This is a genomic window from Pseudomonas sp. NY15437 (assembly GCF_048068435.1).
GTDB lineage: Bacteria > Pseudomonadota > Gammaproteobacteria > Pseudomonadales > Pseudomonadaceae > Pseudomonas > Pseudomonas nitroreducens_B.
Window position 1 is genome coordinate 1 of the sequence record NZ_JBLUQC010000002.1, and the last position, 18,166, is coordinate 18,166.

The 18,166-nt window shown below is 67.1% G+C and carries 14 protein-coding genes and 3 tRNA genes; 11 read left to right on the top strand and 6 right to left on the bottom strand.

Annotated elements, in window-relative coordinates; translation table 11 throughout:
- Positions 1-29: 29 nt before the first annotated feature.
- The 6 genes from ACNFIA_RS04000 (at position 30) to ACNFIA_RS04025 (ending at position 5,270) form a co-directional block, all read left to right on the top strand.
- Positions 30-106, top strand: a tRNA-Met gene (locus ACNFIA_RS04000).
- Between the two features lie 115 nt (positions 107-221).
- A tRNA-Met gene (locus tag ACNFIA_RS04005) sits at positions 222-298 on the top strand.
- Positions 299-415: 117 nt separating this feature from the next.
- A tRNA-Met gene (locus ACNFIA_RS04010) sits at positions 416-492 on the top strand.
- Between the two features lie 162 nt (positions 493-654).
- Positions 655-3,288 carry a bifunctional lysylphosphatidylglycerol flippase/synthetase MprF gene (gene mprF / locus ACNFIA_RS04015; RefSeq protein ID WP_259753689.1) on the top strand — a complete coding sequence of 878 codons (2,634 nt, stop codon included), beginning with the start codon at positions 655-657 and terminating at the stop codon, positions 3,286-3,288.
- 1 nt (position 3,289) lies between these two features.
- Positions 3,290-4,564 carry a virulence factor family protein gene (locus tag ACNFIA_RS04020; protein WP_416783033.1) on the top strand — a complete coding sequence of 425 codons (1,275 nt, stop codon included), beginning with the start codon at positions 3,290-3,292 and terminating at the stop codon, positions 4,562-4,564.
- A 142-nt stretch (positions 4,565-4,706) separates the two neighbouring features.
- The gene (locus ACNFIA_RS04025) at positions 4,707-5,270 is read left to right on the top strand and encodes a cytochrome b (protein ID WP_259753686.1); all 564 of its coding nucleotides are present in this window, start codon (positions 4,707-4,709) and stop codon (positions 5,268-5,270) included.
- 112 nt (positions 5,271-5,382) lie between these two features.
- Here ACNFIA_RS04025 and ACNFIA_RS04030 read toward each other — a convergent pair whose 3' ends face one another.
- Complete coding sequence (locus ACNFIA_RS04030; protein WP_416783035.1) at positions 5,383-6,507, bottom strand: GNAT family N-acetyltransferase; 1,125 nt, start codon at positions 6,505-6,507, stop codon at positions 5,383-5,385.
- Between the two features lie 212 nt (positions 6,508-6,719).
- On the opposite strand from ACNFIA_RS04030, the gene ACNFIA_RS04035 reads away from it, so the two are divergent.
- Positions 6,720-6,968: a hypothetical protein gene (locus ACNFIA_RS04035; RefSeq protein WP_259753682.1), complete on the top strand. Its 249-nt coding sequence runs from the start codon at positions 6,720-6,722 to the stop codon at positions 6,966-6,968.
- Here ACNFIA_RS04035 and ACNFIA_RS04040 read toward each other — a convergent pair whose 3' ends face one another.
- Positions 6,969-8,000, bottom strand: a complete 1,032-nt coding sequence (locus ACNFIA_RS04040; RefSeq protein WP_416783038.1) for a glycosyltransferase family 4 protein — start codon at positions 7,998-8,000, stop codon at positions 6,969-6,971. It lies immediately after the preceding gene.
- Positions 7,997-8,806, bottom strand: coding sequence for a UDP-2,3-diacylglucosamine diphosphatase (locus ACNFIA_RS04045; RefSeq protein ID WP_259753678.1), 810 nt, complete (start codon positions 8,804-8,806; stop codon positions 7,997-7,999). Before ACNFIA_RS04045 ends, ACNFIA_RS04040 begins: the two co-directional genes overlap by 4 nt.
- Positions 8,807-8,941: 135 nt before the next feature.
- Here ACNFIA_RS04045 and ACNFIA_RS04050 point away from each other — a divergent pair, with 135 nt between their 5' ends.
- The 3 genes from ACNFIA_RS04050 (at position 8,942) to ACNFIA_RS04060 (ending at position 11,076) form a co-directional block, all read left to right on the top strand.
- Entirely contained in the window at positions 8,942-9,706 is a 765-nt protein-coding gene (locus ACNFIA_RS04050) for an AraC family transcriptional regulator (protein WP_416783040.1), read from the top strand.
- Between the two features lie 74 nt (positions 9,707-9,780).
- Complete coding sequence (locus ACNFIA_RS04055) at positions 9,781-10,122, top strand: tRNA-binding protein (RefSeq protein WP_259753675.1); 342 nt, start codon at positions 9,781-9,783, stop codon at positions 10,120-10,122.
- Between the two features lie 87 nt (positions 10,123-10,209).
- On the top strand, positions 10,210-11,076 hold the full coding sequence (locus tag ACNFIA_RS04060; RefSeq protein WP_416783043.1) for a DMT family transporter: 867 nt from the start codon (positions 10,210-10,212) through the stop codon (positions 11,074-11,076).
- Positions 11,077-11,593: 517 nt separating this feature from the next.
- Here the strand turns inward: ACNFIA_RS04060 and rfaD are convergent.
- Together rfaD and ACNFIA_RS04070 are read right to left on the bottom strand one after the other, a co-directional pair.
- Entirely contained in the window at positions 11,594-12,586 is a 993-nt protein-coding gene (gene rfaD, locus ACNFIA_RS04065) for an ADP-glyceromanno-heptose 6-epimerase (protein WP_416783045.1), read from the bottom strand.
- 123 nt (positions 12,587-12,709) lie between these two features.
- Positions 12,710-12,994: a SelT/SelW/SelH family protein gene (locus tag ACNFIA_RS04070; RefSeq protein WP_236171477.1), complete on the bottom strand. Its 285-nt coding sequence runs from the start codon at positions 12,992-12,994 to the stop codon at positions 12,710-12,712.
- A 70-nt stretch (positions 12,995-13,064) separates the two neighbouring features.
- Between ACNFIA_RS04070 and ACNFIA_RS04075 the strand changes: the two genes are divergently transcribed.
- Positions 13,065-15,269 (top strand): patatin-like phospholipase family protein, encoded by a 2,205-nt coding sequence (locus tag ACNFIA_RS04075; protein ID WP_416783047.1) that lies wholly within the window; start codon positions 13,065-13,067, stop codon positions 15,267-15,269.
- Positions 15,270-15,725: 456 nt separating this feature from the next.
- On the opposite strand, the gene ACNFIA_RS04080 is transcribed toward ACNFIA_RS04075, so the two are convergent.
- Complete coding sequence (locus ACNFIA_RS04080; protein WP_416783049.1) at positions 15,726-17,888, bottom strand: FimV/HubP family polar landmark protein; 2,163 nt, start codon at positions 17,886-17,888, stop codon at positions 15,726-15,728.
- Positions 17,889-18,166: the final 278 nt, after the last annotated feature.

Genomic DNA, 18,166 nt, shown 5'->3' on the forward strand with positions numbered 1-18,166 from the left:
AGGAAGCCCCGCGGGCGTAGAATGGCTGCCGCGGGATGGAGCAGTCTGGTAGCTCGTCGGGCTCATAACCCGAAGGTCGTAGGTTCAAATCCTGCTCCCGCAACCAGACACAGAAAAAGGCCACTCTTCGGAGTGGCCTTTTTCGTTTGCGCGCGATTTAAATTATTGATCGAACGGCAAATATCGATTGACAAGACCTTTCATCCGCGTAGAATGGCTGACGCGGGATGGAGCAGTCTGGTAGCTCGTCGGGCTCATAACCCGAAGGTCGTAGGTTCAAATCCTGCTCCCGCAACCAGACACCGTGAAAAGGCCACTCTTCGGAGTGGCCTTTTTCGTTTGCGCGCGAGTTAAATTGTTGATCGAAAACGAAAATACCGTTTGACACAGGCCATCATCTGCGTAGAATTGCCGCCGCGGGATGGAGCAGTCTGGTAGCTCGTCGGGCTCATAACCCGAAGGTCGTAGGTTCAAATCCTGCTCCCGCAACCAGACACCAAGAAAAAAGCCACTCTTAGGAGTGGCTTTTTTCGTTGCGGCCAAAAAATCTCGCCCACGGGTGGCGTCTCACGGATCAGGAAAATACTCTTCCGGGGACTTGGGAATTCGCGTCAGTGCCCCTACTCTGTCGCGCTAAATCGTTTGAGGTGCCCGATGAGCGCCAACCCTGCCACACCCGATACCCCTGCCCTAGACGACGCGCAGCCCCGAGCGGCCTGGCTCGAATGGGTCCATGCCAACCGCCAGGCACTCGGCCTGGGCGTGACCCTGGTCCTGTTCAGCCTGGCGCTGATCGCCTGCTATCACCTGCTGCGCGACATCGACGCCTACTCCCTGCACGACGCCCTGCTCGACGTACCCAGTAGTTCGTTGTTCGGCGCCTTCGCCGCCACGGTGGTGGGTTTCCTGTTCCTGCTGGGCTATGAATGGTCGGCCAGCCGCTTCGCCGGAGTGAAGCTGCCCACCCCGGCGCTGCTGACCGGTGGTTTCTCCGCCTTCGCCATCGGCAATGCCGTCGGCCTGTCGATGCTGTCCGGCGGTTCAGTGCGCTATCGCCTGTATGCCCGCCAGGGGCTGGGCGCCGGCGACGTCGCCCTGATGACATTGTTCGCCAGCCTTTCGCTGGGCTGCGCCCTGCCGGTGCTGGCAGCGCTCGCGGCGCTGAGCGATCTGTCCGACGCTTCCCTGGCCCTGCACCTGCCCGAATGGCTGGTGGCCGTGCTGGCGTTGGGGATCATCGCCTTCTGCCTGCTGCTGGTGGTCGCCGTCGAACGCCGCCGGCTTCCGGAACAACCCTCCCCCGACAGCCACCTGGTCCGCTTCGGCAAACGCACGCTGCGCCTGCCGGGCCTGCGCCTGTCGCTGCTGCAACTGCTGATCACCGCGCTGGACGTGGCCGCTGCCGCCACCGTGCTCTACCTGTTGCTGCCCGAAGCGCCGCCCTTTGGCGCCTTCCTGCTGGTCTACCTGATCGCCCTGGCTGCCGGCGTGCTCAGCCATGTGCCGGGCGGCGTCGGCGTGTTCGAAGCCGTACTGCTGGCGGCCTTCGCCGGCCAACTGGGCGCCGCGCCGCTGGCCGCCGCGCTGCTGCTGTACCGCCTGATCTACGTGGTGCTGCCGCTGATCGTCGCGTGCCTGTTGCTGCTGTTCCTGGAGGCGCGCCGCATCCTGGTGGCCAAGCAGGCCGTGCGCATCACCTCCGGCTTCGCCGCGCAAATCCTCTCGCTGCTGGTGTTCATCTCCGGCATCGTCCTGCTGTTCTCCGGCGCCACGCCGTCCATCGATACCCGCCTGGACGAGGTCGGCTTCCTGGTGCCGCACCGCCTGATCGATGCCTCGCACCTGGCCGCCAGCCTGATCGGCGTGCTCTGCCTGCTGCTCGCCTACGGCCTGCGGCGCCGTCTTTCCGCCGCGTGGGCGCTGACCCTCGGCCTGTTGATCGCCGGCGCCGGGCTGTCGCTGCTTAAGGGCTTCGACTGGGAAGAAGCACTGATCCTGAGCTTCACCGCCGCCCTGCTGGTGATCTTCCGCAGCGCCTTCTACCGCCGCAGCCGCCTGATGGACCTGCCCTTCTCGCCGCTCTACCTGGGCGCCGCCGCCTGCGTCATCGCCGCGTCCATCTGGCTGCTGCTGTTCGCCTACCAGGACGTGCCCTACAGCCAGGAGCTCTGGTGGCAGTTCGCCCTCGACGCCGACGCCCCGCGCGGCCTGCGCGCCGCCCTGGGCAGTTGCCTATTGCTGGCCGCGCTGGCGCTGTACTGGCTGCTGCGCACCGCGCCGCCGGCGATCCATGCGCCGACCCGCGAGGAGCTGGATATCGCCGCCGGCATCCTGGCCAATTCCGCGCAGCCTGACGGCGGCCTGGCCCTGTCCGGCGACAAGGCCCTGCTGTTCCACGAAGGCAACGACGCCTTCCTGATGTATGCGCGCCGCGGCCGCAGCCTGGTGGCGCTGTTCGACCCGGTCGGCCCGGCCCAGGCGCGCGCCGAGCTGATCTGGCAGTTCCGCGACCTCTGCGACCTGCACCACGCGCGCCCGGTGTTCTACCAGGTGCGCGCGGAGAACCTGCCGCTGTACATGGACATCGGCCTGACCGCGCTCAAGCTCGGCGAGGAGGCGCGGGTCGACCTCCGCCGCTTCGACCTGGAGAGCAAGGGCAAGGAGATGAAGGACCTGCGCTACACCTGGAACCGGGGCCAGCGCGACGGCCTGAGCCTGGAGTTCCACGATGCCGGCCAGGCGCCGATGGACGAGTTGCGCGCCATCTCCGATGCCTGGCTGGGCGGCAAGAACGTCCGCGAAAAGGGCTTCTCCCTCGGCCGCTTCACCCCCGAGTACCTGCACTATTTCCGCGTCGTCGTGGTCCGCTTCCAGGGCCGCGCCGTGGCCTTCGCCAACCTGCTGGAAACCTCCGGCAAGGAGCTGGCGAGCATCGACCTGATGCGCGTGGCCCCCGACGCACCCAAGCTGACCATGGAGTTCCTCATGCTCGGCCTGATCCTGCATTACAAGGAGAGCGGGCACACCCGCTTCAGCCTCGGCATGGTGCCCCTGGCCGGCTTGCAGCCGCGCCGCGGCGCCCCGCTGACCCAACGTCTCGGCGCGCTGGTTTTTCGCCGGGGTGAGCAGTTCTACAATTTCCAGGGGCTGCGACGCTTCAAGGACAAGTTCCAGCCCGACTGGGAACCCCGTTACCTGGCCGTGCCCGCCGGACTGGATCCGCTGGTGGCCCTGGCCGATACGGCCGCCCTCATCGCAGGCGGCCTGAGTGGATTGGTAAAACGCTGATATGTTGAAACGACGCTGGCGACACCTGCTCGCCCTCCTCCTGCTGATCATCCTCGCCGTCGGCCTGCTGCTGTGGAGCCGCCCGGCGTCCCAGGCCTCGCTGGAACACCGCCAGCTCGCCGATGGCAGCGCCGTCGCCCTGGCCATCCCCGGCAAGCAGCCGAACGCCCGTGTTCTGCTCGCGGTAAAGGCTGACCAGAAACTCGACGACGGCCAACTGCTGGCCCTGGCCCACGACAGCGGCGCCCGCGTGGTGCAGTTCGTCTTCCCGGAAAACGACTGCGCCGCCCAGCAGGCGCGCATCAAGGCTGCCAGCGAACTGCTCGACGGCCAGCCGACCCTGGTCGCCGGCATCGGCCCGGGCAGCGCCTGGGCGCTGCGCTGGCTCGCCGGGCAGACCGACGACAAGGCCAAGGCGCTGTCGGTCGATTTCTCCCTGGAAAAACCCGACTGCGCTGCCACGCCGCTGCCAACCGCCACGCCCCATGGCCATTGGCTGGCCGCCTGGAACGACAACCCGGACGACGCCAGCGCGCGCTTCGCCCGTGGTCTGAAGAACGCCGAGACGGTGATCACCGACTACGACACGCCGCTGCCCAAGGTGCTCGCCGACCAGCTGCGCCAGCTGCTGCAAGGCGGCGGCGACAGCGTGCCGGTGGTGGAAGTCCCGGCCGCCAAGCCGTCGGAAACCGTCACCCTGTTCTACTCCGGCGATGGCGGCTGGCGTGACCTGGACCGCGACGTCGCCGCGCAGATGGCCGAGCTCGGCTATCCGGTGGTGGGCGTCGATGCGCTGCGCTACTTCTGGGAGCACAAGACCCCGGAACAGAGCGCCGCCGACCTTGCCCTGCTGATGCAGCACTACCGCGAGAAATGGGGCGCCAAGCACTTCGTGCTGGCCGGCTACTCCTTCGGCGCCGACGTGCTGCCGGCGATCTACAACCGCCTGCCGGCGGACGCCAAGAAGGACGTCAGCTCGGTGATCCTGCTGGCCTTCGCCCGCAGCGGCAGCTTCGAGATCGAGGTGCAGGGCTGGCTCGGCAAGGCCGGTCAGGAAGCCGCCACCGGCCCGGAAATGGCCCGTCTGCCGGCGCCGAAAGTGCTCTGCGTGTACGGCATCGACGAGAAGGACGAAAGCGGTTGCACCCAGCCGCAGGCCGTGGGCGAGAACCTGCAACTGCCCGGCGGCCACCATTTCGACGAGGACTACCCGGCCCTGGCCAAGCGCCTGGTGAATGCCATCCGCTCACGGCAGCCCACCGCCGACGAGGGTTGACCGACATCAAAAGGGCCGCACATCGCGGCCCTTTCACTTTGCCTTCACGGTGCCTGAGGCAGGCTGAAGGCTCTATGCTGACACCGATAGCTCCGTCGCCAGAACGGGGCGTCACGCTCCCCGAGTCACACAAGGAACCGTCATGAGCCTGTCCAAGACCCCGTCCCGTTATGGCAGCCTGTCCATCGCCATGCACTGGATCATGCTAGTGCTGATCGCCGCCACGTACTTCTGCATGGAGTACCGCACCAACTTCCCCAAAGGCAGCGACACCCGCGCGCTGTTCTCCCAATGGCACTTCATGCTGGGCCTCTCCGTGTTCGTGCTGGTCTGGCTGCGCATCATCGGCCGCTTCATCTACCCCGCCCCGCCGATCGTTCCGGCGCCGCCGGCCTGGCAGATGGCCCTGGCGCACCTGGCGCACCTGGCGCTCTATGGCCTGATGATCGGCCTGCCGCTGGCCGGCTGGATCATCCTCAGCGCCGCCGACAAGCCCGTGCCGTTCTGGGGCCTGGAGCTGCCGCACCTGGTGGGCAAGAACCCGGACCTGGCCAAGCAGGTGAAGTACTGGCACGAGACCATCGCCGTGCTCGGCTACTGGCTGATCGGCATCCACGCCCTGGCGGCGCTGTTCCACCACTACATCAGCCGCGACAACACCCTGGTGCGCATGCTGCCGGGCAAGGGCGAGGCAAAGCCGGAGTAACCCCTTCGCCCGCAAGGCGGGAATCTGTAGGAGCGAGCTTGCTCGCGAACAGCCTGACCGAAGGCTCCTGTGCTGCGCGAGTTCGCGAGCAAGCTCGCTCCTACGAAATGCATTACTCCTGGCGATACGGCAGCGCCGCGCGGGCCTCTTCGGCGTAGGCCAGGATGCCCGCCCGTTCCCCCACCAGGAATTCTTCCACCGCCTCCCGCAGGCCCGGATGCCCCAGGCGATGCCAGGAGCGCGTGATCACCGGCTCGAAGCCGCGGATCAGCTTGTGCTCCCCCTGCGCGCCGGCGTCGAAGCGCTTGAGGCCGTGGCCGATGGCGAAGTCCAGGCCCTGGTAGAAACAGGTTTCGAAGTGCAGCCGGTCGAACTCCGCCAGGCAGCCCCAGTAGCGGCCATACAGCGTGTCGCCGCCCAGCAGGCTGAAGGCCATGGCAACGGGCCGGCCGCGCTGGTGGGCGAAGACCACGCGGATCGCCTCCGGCATGCGTTCGCCGATCAGGCTGAAGAATGCGCGGCTCAGGTAGGGCGCCTGCCCGCGCACCTCGTAGGTGCTGCTGTAGCAGGCATAGACGAAGTCCCAGTGCGTCTCTGACAGCTCACGCCCTTCCATCCAGACGAAATCCAGCCCGAGCCCGGCGACCTGCTCGCGCTCCTTGCGCAGTTGCTTGCGCTTGCGCGAACTGAGCGCGTCGAGGAAATCCTGGAAGTCACGGTAGCCCCGGTTGTTCCAGTGGTACTGGCAGCCCAGGCGCGGCAGCCAACCTTCCGCGCAGCCGAGCAGCGCATCGGCGGCCGCATCGGTGAAGTTCACGTGCACGCTTGAGCAATGCCCCTCGTCCACCTCCGCCGCCAGCGCGCCGACCAGGCTCAGCGCCGCCTCCGAGCTGCCCAGCAGGCGCGCGCCGCCCACCGGCGTAAAGGGAATGCCCACCAGCAGCTTGGGGTAGTAGGGGATACCCGCACGCAGGCAGGCATCGGCCCAGCTCCAGTCGAACACGTACTCGCCGTAGGAGTGGCTCTTCAGGTAGGCCGGCGCGGCGGCGAGCAGGCGCCCGTCGTCGTTCAGCAATACGCGATGAGACGGCTGCCAGCCGGTGCGACCGCCGACGCTGCCGCTGTCCTCCAGGGCGCAGAGGAAGGCATGGCGCAGGAACGGCTGATCGTCCGACAGCAGGGCGTCCCACTGGCGGGCGTCGAGGTCGGCAAGGCGGGAAAGTGTCTGGATTGGCATGGCAGACAGTCTGGCGCGCGGCGTCGGCATTGGGAAGATCGCGAACGAAATCTGCAGCGCAGGCGGGATTCGCGTTCGTCGGTATCCGGCAAAAAAGCCTGTCGGGTGTTCTATGTTGGGACGTGAGAAGGCTTGCCGGCGCGCGACGCCGACATCGTTCCGCCCGCCACCGCCCTTCCGGGGCCGTTGGCGAACCGCCAGGAGGACGCCCCATGAGCCTGATGCAATGCCAATACCGCCGCTACACCATCACCGCCGATGTGGTCGAACACCCCGGCCTGCCGACCCCGTGGGCCGCCGGTTGCCACATCACCAGCCCGGACGGGCACACCACCCGACGCAAGACGCTGCCGCTGGAATTTGCCTTCCTGTCGGATCTGCAGAAGGCCCAGCATGCGTCCATCGCCCACGGCAAGTGGCTGGTGGACCAGAGCCTGGACCACGATCGCCAGCTGTTCTGATCAGCCGCCCAGGTAGCCCGGCTCCTCGCTGACCGGCACCTCCGTCAGGCGCACCTGACGGCTCAGGAACTCCTGCGCCGACGCATGCCAGGTCTGCGTGCTCGCCCAGTCCGCACAGGCCCGCCGGTCCAGTGCCAACGCCCGCAGACAGGCGCTGCGCAGGTTCACGTCCATGGCCCCGGTGACGCCTTCCTTTAGCACGTCGAGCGGCCCGGCCACCGGGAAGGCCGCCACCGGCGTGCCGCACGCGAGTGCCTCGACCATGACCAGGCCAAGGGTGTCGGTCAGCGAAGGAAAGACCAGCACGCTGGCAGTGCGATAGACCTCGGCCAATGCATCGCCGTGGCGATAGCCGAGGAACTCCACCTGTGGATAAATCGCCTGCAGCTCGGCGCGCTGCGGGCCGTCGCCCACGACGCGCTTGCGCCCCGGCAGGTCGAGGCAGAGGAAGGCTTCGAGGTTCTTTTCCCGCGCCAGGCGGCCGACATACAGGAACACCGGCTCATCCGGCGGTGTGCCCGCGCCAGGCTGGAAGCGTTGGATATCCACACCCTTGCGCCACAGCGCCAGACGGGCGAAGCCCTGCGCGGCGAAGGTGGCGCGCATGCGTTCGCTGCTCACCAGCACGGCCGCGCTGGGCCGATGAAAGCGGCGCAGGAAGGCATATCCCCACGCCAGCGGCAACCAGGGCCAGCGGGTGTTCACGTATTCGGGAAAGCGGGTGTGAATGGCGCTGCTGAACCTCACTCCCCGGCGTACCAGCCAACGCCGGGCGGCCCAGCCCAGCGGGCCTTCGGTGGCGAGGTGGACGCAGTCGGGGGCGAAGGCGCGGATCTTTTCGCCCACCTTCCAGACGTCCCAGGCCAGGGGAATCTCCGGGTAGCTGGGGCACGGACGATGACGGAAATCCTGCGGGGTGATCAGGCCGACCGCATGGCCCTGCCCTTCCAATTCGGCCACCAGCGCCCGCAGGCTGGTGACCACGCCGTTGACCTGCGGCAGCCAGGCATCGGTGACGATCAGCAGCCTCATGCCGCCGACTCGACCACCGCCGGCGCGGCACTGCGTGCCTGCTCCTCGGCCAGTCGATAGAGCTGGATGCTGCCGTCCCAGTGTTCGATGAGCGCCGAACAGGACTCCACCCAGTCACCGCAGTTGAGGTATTCCACCTCGCCGATCCGGCGGATCTCCGCGTGGTGAATGTGCCCGCAGACCACGCCGTTGAGGCCGCGCTTGTGCACCTCGTGGGCGATGGCTTCCTCGAAGTCGCTGATGAAGTTCACCGCTGTCTTCACCTTGTGCTTGAGGTACGCCGACAGCGACCAGTAACCGTAGCCATAGCGGCTGCGCCAGTGGTTGAGCCAGCGATTGAGGGTCAGGGTGAATTCGTAGGCCGAATCGCCGAGGAACGCCAGCCACTTGTGATAGCGGGTGATCACGTCGAACTGGTCGCCGTGGATGACCAGCAAGCGGCGGCCGTCGGCGGTGGTGTGGACGATCTCGTCCACCAGGCGGATGTTGCCCAGCAGCAGCGAGGAGTAGCGGCGCAGGAACTCGTCGTGGTTGCCGGTGACGTAGATCACCTCGGTGCCGCGCTTGCTCATTGTCAGCAGGCGGCGGATCACGTTGGTGTGCGCCTGCGGCCAGTAGATGCCGCCGCGCAGCTTCCAGCCGTCGATGATGTCGCCCACCAGGTAGATGCGGTCGGCGTGGTAGCGCTTGAGGAAACCGGCCAGGTGCTCGGCCTGGCAGTCGCGGGTGCCCAGGTGGACATCGGATATCCACAGGGTACGTACCCGTTGTTTCTTCGTCGGCGTCATGCGTTGCGCGCTGCTCATCGTCGGCGGCCTCCGGTAGGTTTCCGCGAGTGTCGGCGAGCGCGGTGAAGTGCACATGACCGACTGGCGACAGTCCCGTTACAGCCGCCGGCGCGCTAGACTGACGGCCAGCCCGCCAGCCCGGAACACGCTTGCATGAGCCAGATCCTCTCCCTGCGCCACTACAGCCACGACCACCTCGCCCATAGCCACAGCCATGCGCAGCTGGTACTGGGGCTGTCCGGCAGCCTGGATTTCGAGGTGGGCGGACGCGGCAGCCTGGTGACCCGGCAGACCTTCGCCGTGGTGCCGCGTGACGAACACCACGCCTGCGCCAGCCCCGACGGCAGCCGCTGCCTGGTGGTGGACCTGGAGGACGAAGAGGGCCTGCTCGAAGGCCTGGGCCAGCATAGCGACGCCGGCCGACGTCTGCTGGAAACCCCCGGCCAGCGCCTGCTCAGCAACGACCAGGCGCAGCTGGTGCAGTGGCTGGCCGGCAGCTCGCTGCATGACCCGGTGCTGGCACGCCAGGGCGCGATCCTCCTGCTCGCCAGCCTCGCCGCCGGGCAGCAGCGCATCGAAGAGCCGGCGCAACTGCCGCTGGCCAGCCTCGACAGCTACATCGACCGCCACGCCGCGCACCCGCTGCAGGTGGCCGACCTGGCGCGGCTCGCCGGGCTGTCCGCCGCACGCTTTCATGCCCGCTTCCTCGCCGAAACCGGGCAGACGCCCATGGACTACGTGCGCCAGCGGCGCCTGCAACTGGGGCGGGACCTGCTGCGCGGCTCGCACCAGTCGGTGGGCGAGATCGCCGCGCAGGTCGGCTACGCCTCGCAGAGCGCCTTCACCGCTGCCCTGGTGCGCCAGTTCGGCACCACGCCGCGTCAACTGCGCCAGCAGGCGCGCGACAATTCCCGCTAGCCGCGCGACAGACAGCCGCGCGCCCAGGGCCTAGACTGCCGGCCATCGAACCGAGCAATGACCAGGGAACAGCGATGTCGGCAGACACCATCGAGTGGCAGGATTTCGAACGCGTCGAACTGCGCGTGGGCACCATCGTCCAGGCCGAACCCAACGTGAAGGCACGCAAGCCCGCCTACATCCTGCAGGTGGACCTCGGCCCGCTGGGGATCAAGACCTCCAGCGCGCAGATCACCGCGCACTATGACGCAAGCGAGCTGATCGGCCGCCAGGTCCTGTGCGTGTGCAACTTCGCGCCCAAATCCATCGCCGGCGTGCGCTCGGAAGTGCTGGTCACCGGTGCCTACGACAGCGACGACAAGGTGGTGCTGGCCGGCTTCGACAAGCCGCTGCCCAATGGCGCGCGTCTCGCCTGATTTCCCTTCCAGTGCGCGCCGGCCGGGCCGGTGCGCGTCCCTCTTTCCAGACAAGGCCCCGCCACAGCCGTCGGCGGGGGCTACGGCATGAAGCGCGTTACCCAGCTCACTCCCCGCGGCGCCCTGATCGGCCTGCACATCGGCGCCCTGATGTTCGGGCTGTCCGGCATCTTCGGCAAACTCATCCTCGCCGGCCCGTTGATCATCGTCTTCGGCCGCGCCCTGTTCGGCTCGCTGTCGCTGGCGGCGGTGTTCGCCGGGCATCTGCGCGCGCAGAAGCGCCCCACGCCGAAACAGGCCGCCATGCTGGTAGGCGGCGGCGTGCTGCTGTGTACGCACTGGCTGACCTTCTTCCTCGCGGTGAAGGTCGGCAACGTCGCCGTCGCCACCCTCGGCTTCGCCAGCTTCCCGGCCTTCACGGTGCTGCTGGAGGGGCTGCTGTTCCGCGAGCGCATCCGCAAGGGCGAGTACCTGGTGGTGGCGCTGGTGTGCATCGGCCTGGTGATGGTCACACCCACCTTGGACCTGCGCGACGGCGCCACCGCGGGGCTGCTCTGGGGCACACTCTCCGGCCTGCTGTTCGCCCTGCTGTCGCTGGCCAACCGGGTGAGCGTGCGCGGCATCGATCCGATCCAGGCGGCGCTGTGTCAGAACCTGACGATCATCGCCTGCCTGCTGCCGCTGGTGCTGCTCGACCTGCCTTCGGTGAGTGGAATGGACTGGTTGTGGCTGGTGGCCCTGGGCGTGCTCTGCACCGGCGTCGCCCACAGCCTGTTCGTCGCCAGCCTGCGGCTGATCAAGGCGCGCACGGCGGCGGTGATCTTCGCCCTGGAACCGGTCTACGGCATCGCCTTCGCCGCCGTGCTGTTCGGCGAACAGCCGAGCCTGCGGATGCTGGCGGGCGGCGTGCTGATCATCGTCGCCACCTTCCTCAGCGCGCGCGGGTCGCACTAGCCGCGGCCTGCGGGGCCGGCTCTTGCTGGAGGAGAGCTTGGCGATCCGGCCGGGGCCGCCGCGTTGCCGACACCCAGGGTCCCGGCTGCGCCGGGATATCGCGGAGAAGCTCCGCTCCTACCGTGATACTCCAGCGCTCGGGTCTGCCCTCACCCTGACCCTCTCCCCGCGGGAGAGGGGACCGTTCGGAGCAGGATGAAACCACAGCGTCAGTCGGCACAATCTGCCCCCTCTCCCTCTGGGAGAGGGTTGGGGTGAGGGGAAGCCCGCGCTCGCGCCCCCTCCGGCAGCGGAGCGAGATCGGTTCGCGAGCAAGCTCGCTCCTACAGGCGCGGTGCATAGAAAAAAGAAGGCCGCCCCGCAGCGCGCGAAACTCGAACCTTGCCCGGGGGAGGGAATACCAAGGGTTCATCGCACGACAGCCTGCGTGGCGGCCTGGGGTGATTGTCTCGCGCGCTGCCCCTGCGCAGTGTCAGCACGGGGTAAAGACTGGGTAAAAAACCCGTTACAGGCGGTATCAGCCCTGTTGCAGCAACCCGTGGCAGTAGCGCCGTACGCCCTCCTCCACCCCCATCATCGGCGCGCGGTAGCCCGCTTCGCGGAGGAAGGCGATGTCGGCGCAGGTGTAGCACTGATACCTGCCGCGCAGCTCATCGGGGAACTCGGTGTATTCCAGCAACCCGGCGCGGATCGCCGCGTCCAGGGTCAGCGGTTGCAGGTCCTGCTGTTCGCGCAAAGTGTTGATCACCGCCAGGGCCACGTCATTGAACGGCTGGGCACGGCCGCTGCCGAGGTTGAAGATGCCACTGCGCTCGGGGTGGTCGAGGAAATACAGATTGACCCTGGCCACGTCCTCCACCGAGACGAAATCGCGCAGGTGGCCGCCGGCCGGGTAGTCGCCGTATTCGCCGAACAGCCTGACCTTGCCGGTTTCGCGGAACTGGTTGAAGCAATGGAAGGCCACCGAGGCCATGCGCCCCTTGTGCTGCTCGCGCGGGCCGTAGACGTTGAAGTAGCGGAAGCCCGCCACCTGGGTGCGCGCGGTGGGCAACAGCTTGCGCACGCGCTGGTCGAAGAGGAACTTCGAATAACCGTAGACGTTCAGCGGCCGTTCGCAGGCGCGCAACTCGCGGAATTCATGGCCGCCGCCATACACCGCTGCCGACGAGGCGTAGAGGAACGGCACGCCCAGGGACAGGCTGGCGTCCAGCAACTCGCAGCTGTAGCGATAGTTGTTGTCCATCATGTAGCGCCCGTCGCGCTCCATCGTGCTGGAGCAGGCGCCCTGGTGCAGCAGCGCGCGCACCACGCCGAAATCGCCACGGGCGTAGCGCTCGATGAAATCGCGCTTGTCGAGGTAGTCGCTGATGTCGCAGTCGGCGAGGTTGACGAACTTGTCGCCCTCGGTCAGATCATCGACCGCGATGATGTCGGTCTCGCCGCGCTGGTTCAGCGCCTTGACGAGGTTGCTGCCGATGAAGCCGGCGGCGCCTGTAACGATGATGCTCATGGCGGGCATCCTGTGCGGAGAATGGATGCCACCAGACTAAAAGTGTGACCGACATCTCCCTTTGACATACAGCAAGGAAGTTAGCCAGCTATCGAATTGTTCCATCCGAGGGGACAGCCCGATTCAGGAACGGTCGTTGTGGCCCAGGTCGCGCTGCGGATCGATGCGGTCGCGGACCCGCTGCTTGAGGACCTTGGCTTCCGGAAAGCCGCCGTCGGCCTTGCGTTCCCAGATCTGCTCGCCGTCGCAACTGATGTGGAACACGCCGCCGGTGCCGGGCACCAGGCTGACCTTGCCCAGGTCGTCGCCAAAGGTGCTCAGCAATTCCTGGGCAAGCCAGGCGGCGCGCAGCAGCCACTGGCACTGGGTGCAATAGGTGATGACGATTTCGGCTTTGGCTTCGGACATGAATCAGACTCTGCTGTAGGACGCGAACCTATAATACCGGTCCGAAACGCCCTACCGGATTCTTCTCTTCATGCGCCGACTGCTCTTCGCCCTCCTCCTGCTTCTCCCCCTCGGCACCCTGGCGGCGAACACGGCGCCGAAGATCGGCCTGGTCCTGTCCGGTGGTGCGGCGCGTGGGCTGGCGCATATCGGTGTGCTCAAGGCGCTGGACGAACAGGGCATCCATGTCGACGCCATCGCCGGCACCAGCATGGGCGCGGTGATCGGCGGCCTCTACGCGGCCGGCTATACCCCCAAGGAGCTGGAAAAACTGGCCCTGGGGCTGGACTGGAAGCAGGCGCTGTCCGACTCGCCGCCGCGGGTCGACGTGCCCTTCCGCCGCAAGCAGGACGACCGCGACTTCCTGGTGAAGCAGAAGCTCAGCTTCCGTGACGACGGCACCCTCGGCCTGCCGCTGGGCGCGATCCAGGGGCAGAACCTGTCGATGCTGCTGGAAAGCCTGCTGGTGCACACCAGCGACACCCGCGACTTCGATCAGTTGGCGATCCCCTTCCGGGCGGTAGCCACCGATATTTCCACCGGCGAGAAAGTGGTGTTCAGCAAGGGCCACCTGCCCCAGGCGATCCGCGCCAGCATGTCGATCCCGGCGGTCTTCGCGCCGGTGGAGGTCAACGGCAAGCTGTTGGTGGACGGCGGCATGGTCGACAACATCCCGGTGGACGTGGCGCGGCAGATGGGCGTCGACGTGGTCATCGTGGTCGACATCGGCAACCCGCTGGCGGACCGCAAGCAACTGCTGACCGTGGTGGACATGCTCAACCAGTCCGTCACCCTGATGACCCGCAAGAACTCCGAGGCGCAGCTGGCCACGCTGAAATCCAGCGACATCCTCGTGCAACCGCCCCTGAGCGGCTACAGCTCCACCGACTTCGGCCGCGTGCCGCAGCTGATCGACGCCGGCTACCGCGCCACCCGCATCCTCGCCCCGCGCCTGGCCGCGCTGCGCAAGCCCGCCGATGCCGAGGCGGTGGCGCTCAACGAGGCCCGCGAGCCCGGCGAACGGCAGCCGGTGATCGACCGCATCGAGGTAGAGAACAACTCCAAGGTCAGCGACGACGTCATCCGCCACTATATCCGTCAGCCCCTGGGCGCCCACCTGGACCTGGAGCGCCTGCAGCGCGACATGAGCACCCTCTACGGGCTGGACTACTTCGACCAGGTGCAATACCGCGTCGTGCGCAACAAACCGGACAAGGACGGCAAGGCGGGCAACGTGCTGGTGATCCATGCCTACGGCAAGCGCAGCGGCACGGACTACCTGCGCCTGGGCCTGAGCCTGTCCGACGACCTGCGCGGCGACAGCACCTTCAACGTCGGCGGCAGCTACCGCATGAACGGCATCAACCGCCTCGGCGCGGAATGGCTGACCCGCCTGCAGATCGGCGACCGCCAGGAGCTCTACAGCGAGTTCTACCAGCCGCTGGACGTGGGTTCTCGCTACTTCGTCGCGCCCTACCTGTTCAACGAGGCGCAGAACGTGGAGGCCACCGACGACGATGACCCGATTGCCGAGTACCGCCTGGAGCGCTACGGCTACGGCCTCAACCTCGGCCGGCAGATCGCCAACAACGGCGAGTTCCGCTTCGGCGTCGCCCAGGCCTTCGGCAAGGCCGATGTGCGGGTGGGCGAGCAGGACCTGCCCAACTACCACTTCAACGAAGGTTATGCCCAGTTGCAGTATTCCTTCGACACCGTGGACAACGTCGACTTCCCCCGCGAAGGCGAGAACATCCAGACCTCGTTCCGCGAACACACGCCCTCGCTGGGCGACGACGACCGCTACCGCCAGTGGGAATTCCGCCTGGACAAGGCGCTGAGCAGCGGCCCGAACACCTGGGTGCTGGGCGGCGGCTACGGGCGCACCCTCGACGATGCCAATGTGGTGGTATCGAGCTTCCTGCTCGGCGGCGCGCGGCAGCTCTCCGGCTTCCGCCAGGACGCCATCGCCGGGCAGAACTACAGCCTGGGCCGGGTCATCTACTACCGGCGCATGACCGAGCGCTCCTTCCTGCCGCTGGACTTCCCCTTCTACCTGGGCGGCAGCCTGGAGCGCGGGCGGGTGTGGAACAACGACAACAGCTACGACACCGGCTACATCAACGCCGGCAGCATCCTCATGGGCTTCGAGACGCCGCTGGGGCCGCTGTCGTTCAGCTACGGGCTGAACGATGCCAGCGAGCAGGCCGTGTACATCAACCTGGGGCGCAATTTCTAAGGCACTGCCACGCCCGGACACAGCGCACAACGGTGGGTACTTGAATGCCTACAGCTGGTATCCCTGTAGGAGCGGGCCATGCCCGCGACCGCGGACAACGTCCGCGCTTGCGCCGCACCGGGAAGCCCGTGCGCGTCGATCGAGGTGCCTTACAGGCGCCGTTCGCGGGCGTGGCCCGCTCCTACAGGAGATATCGTGCCGGCCAGCCCTCTTCAGCCGCCCTGGCTGCGCGCCCCGCTTCGAAGGGAGAGGGAGCCATCCGAGCCGGTTGACGCCGCAGTTCCAGACGGCACTGATCCAGTCCCCTCTCCCTTCAGGGAGAGGGTTAGGGAGAGGGAGAGCCCAGGCACGAACTTTCAGAGAAGGACAGTTCTCTTGCCACGTGCAGTGAAGATCGCCTTGCTGCGCCCAAGAAAAAGCCCGGCAGGCGCCGGGCTTTTTCATTCAAGCGCGGGATCAGGCGATCAGCGCCAGCAGCTCGCGCGCTTCGGCCTTGGCCTTGGAGTCGCCGCTGGCGATCACTTGCTTGAGGATGCCGTAGGCTTCTTCCAGGTTGCCCTGGTCGATGCAGGTGCGGGCGCGGTCGAGGCTGGCCAGCAGCTCGTCGTGCTCATGGCTGACATCGTCCGGCAGGTCGAAGATCAGGTCGTCTTCCACGCCCTTGGCCTTGCTGCCATGGCCGAACATCTCGCCATGTTCGCCCAGGTCCAGCTCGGTGATTTCCGGCAGTTCATGGAGGTTGCTGCGGAAGTCCGACGGAACGTCCTGGCTGACCTTGGCGGCCGGCTTGCCTGGCTTGGGCGAGTCGAAGGGGTTGTCGAGCTTGTCCCAGTCCAGGTCCAGCGACAGGTCGCTGAGGTTCATGGCGAAGTCCGGCTGGTCGTGCTCGGCCTTGGGCTGCTCCACCGGGCTCTCCGTCGACTCGCCCAACTCCAGGTCGTCCCAGTCGGTCAGCGTCTCGCCAGTGGGCGGCTGCAGAGTGTCTTCGGGGCGGATCAGCATCGCCGGATAGCGCGATTTGAGCTGGTCGATCTGCTTCTGGTCGCCGCCGACGGCCACCAGGGCATGCTCCTCCTCATGGAAGCCAGCCACATCGCCCAGCTCAGCCAGTACCAGCAGCAGCTTCATGCGCAGCTCGCGGCGGTTCGGCTCGGCGTTGACGGCCTTGCGCAGCATGTCGCGGGCCTGGGTGAAGCGGCCGTAGGCGATGTAGATGTCCGCGCCTTCCAGGCTGTCCGCGCTGGCGGCGGGCAGACGAACCACGCCGGCCTCCGGCGTGGCGATGACCACCGGGTGCGGCACCGGAACCGGCGCCACCACCGCCGCAGCCAGCGGGGTGGCGGCCGGAAGCGGTTTGATCGGTTCGGCGGCCGCGCGCACGGGCGGTAGTTCGACCGGCTTGTCCTCGCGCTTGCGGCGGGCAAACAGCAGGCCGACCAGCAGCGCGCCCAGGGCGCCTGCGCCCAGCCACGGCCAGAAATTGAAGCCGGAGCCCTGCGCGTCCTGCGCCGGGGTTGCCGGCTGGGCGACGCTTGGCGCGGGAGCGCTCTGTGGCGCCGGCACCACCGCATCGGGCGCAGCGGCCACGGCATTGGTCGGCGCGTTGGCCGTCGGAGCGCTGGCTGCCGCGGCGTCGCCGGAGGCGTTCGCGCCCTGCCGGCGATCCAGTTCGGCCTGCAGCGCCTGCACCTGCTGGTCGCGGCTCTGCAACGCCTGCTGGAGGGCCTGCAGCTGCTTCTGCAGGTCGTCCATGCGCTGGTTCATCTGGTCACGCTGGGCGTTGGCCAATAACAGGTCGGCTTCGGCCTTGGCCACGTTGGCGTCCGCGGCCGTCGCCGGCGAAGCGGCAGCCGCGCCCTGCGTGGACGTCCCGGCATTGGCCGCCGTCGCGGGCGGAGTCAGCATCGCCCCGGCGGGCAGTTCGGCGCTGGGCGAGGACAGAGCCGCTGCCGGTTGCGTCGCCACTGCCACGTTGGCGGCACCTGCATGCTGCTGCCCCTGCGGCAGGATCAGCGTCTGGCCGACCTTCAGCCGATGCGGATCACCGTTGACGAAGGCCTGCGGGTTCAGCGCGACGATGCTGTCCATCAGCTGCGCGCGCGAAGCGCCAGTACCGCTGAGTTGCGAGGTGATTTTCCACAGGGTGTCGTTGCGCACCGTGGTGTAACGCCCCTCACCCGCCGGCAGCGGCGGCTGCGCCGGCGCGTGGCGCACGGGCTCCGGGCGATAGCCGTTGGCGCGATACTCGGACGAGCGCGAAGGCGCCGCTGTGCGGGTGCCCAGATTGGCGGCGACGCTGCGATTGGCGCTGTTGTAGTCCGGCGGATCGATCAGCAGCGTGTACTCGCGCAGCATGCGGCCGTTGGGTCGCTCCACGGCGATGAGGAAGTTCAGGTAGGGCTCGTGCACCGGCTGCGTGGACACCACCTTGATGTAGCCACGCCCGTTGCGGATCACCGGGGTGAACCGCAGATTCTGTAGGAACACGAAACGATCGACGCCGGCGCTCTCGTAGTCCGCAGGACTGGCGAGCTTGGCGATCAGTTCGTCGGAGGTCATGTCGCCGGTTTCGAGCAGGGCGATCTCGGCATCCAGCGGCTGGTTCAGCGCCGAGTGCAACGTGATATCCCCAAGACCGAGGGCGTTCGCGTGAGCGGAGACAAAAACCGAAAGTGCGGCCAGCGTCAGCGGAATTCTATTTATTCGAGCCATAACCCCATCCCATTGTCCGGGTCTGCACGCCATCCCCTGACCACTCGAAAGCGGCAGGCTGAACCTGTCCACACGTGAACCACGCCGGGCTACAGACCGTCTCGCACCACTCCTCTGTACCTTGCAGGGTACAGGCCGTCTGATATCACGGATTAGGTGGTGCGCAGGGTTTGGTCAAGGAGAAT

Bases quoted from the DNA above. Each gene is read 5' to 3' on its own strand.
- mprF (WP_259753689.1), top strand. From the start codon at position 655: ATGAGCGCCAACCCTGCCACACCCGATACCCCTGCCCTAGACGACGCG.
- ACNFIA_RS04020 (WP_416783033.1), top strand. From the start codon at position 3,290: ATGTTGAAACGACGCTGGCGACACCTGCTCGCCCTCCTCCTGCTGATC.
- ACNFIA_RS04025 (WP_259753686.1), top strand. From the start codon at position 4,707: ATGAGCCTGTCCAAGACCCCGTCCCGTTATGGCAGCCTGTCCATCGCC.
- ACNFIA_RS04030 (WP_416783035.1), bottom strand. From the start codon at position 6,507: ATGCCAATCCAGACACTTTCCCGCCTTGCCGACCTCGACGCCCGCCAG.
- ACNFIA_RS04035 (WP_259753682.1), top strand. From the start codon at position 6,720: ATGAGCCTGATGCAATGCCAATACCGCCGCTACACCATCACCGCCGAT.
- ACNFIA_RS04040 (WP_416783038.1), bottom strand. From the start codon at position 8,000: ATGAGGCTGCTGATCGTCACCGATGCCTGGCTGCCGCAGGTCAACGGC.
- ACNFIA_RS04045 (WP_259753678.1), bottom strand. From the start codon at position 8,806: ATGAGCAGCGCGCAACGCATGACGCCGACGAAGAAACAACGGGTACGT.
- ACNFIA_RS04050 (WP_416783040.1), top strand. From the start codon at position 8,942: ATGAGCCAGATCCTCTCCCTGCGCCACTACAGCCACGACCACCTCGCC.
- ACNFIA_RS04055 (WP_259753675.1), top strand. From the start codon at position 9,781: ATGTCGGCAGACACCATCGAGTGGCAGGATTTCGAACGCGTCGAACTG.
- ACNFIA_RS04060 (WP_416783043.1), top strand. From the start codon at position 10,210: ATGAAGCGCGTTACCCAGCTCACTCCCCGCGGCGCCCTGATCGGCCTG.
- rfaD (WP_416783045.1), bottom strand. From the start codon at position 12,586: ATGAGCATCATCGTTACAGGCGCCGCCGGCTTCATCGGCAGCAACCTC.
- ACNFIA_RS04070 (WP_236171477.1), bottom strand. From the start codon at position 12,994: ATGTCCGAAGCCAAAGCCGAAATCGTCATCACCTATTGCACCCAGTGC.
- ACNFIA_RS04075 (WP_416783047.1), top strand. From the start codon at position 13,065: ATGCGCCGACTGCTCTTCGCCCTCCTCCTGCTTCTCCCCCTCGGCACC.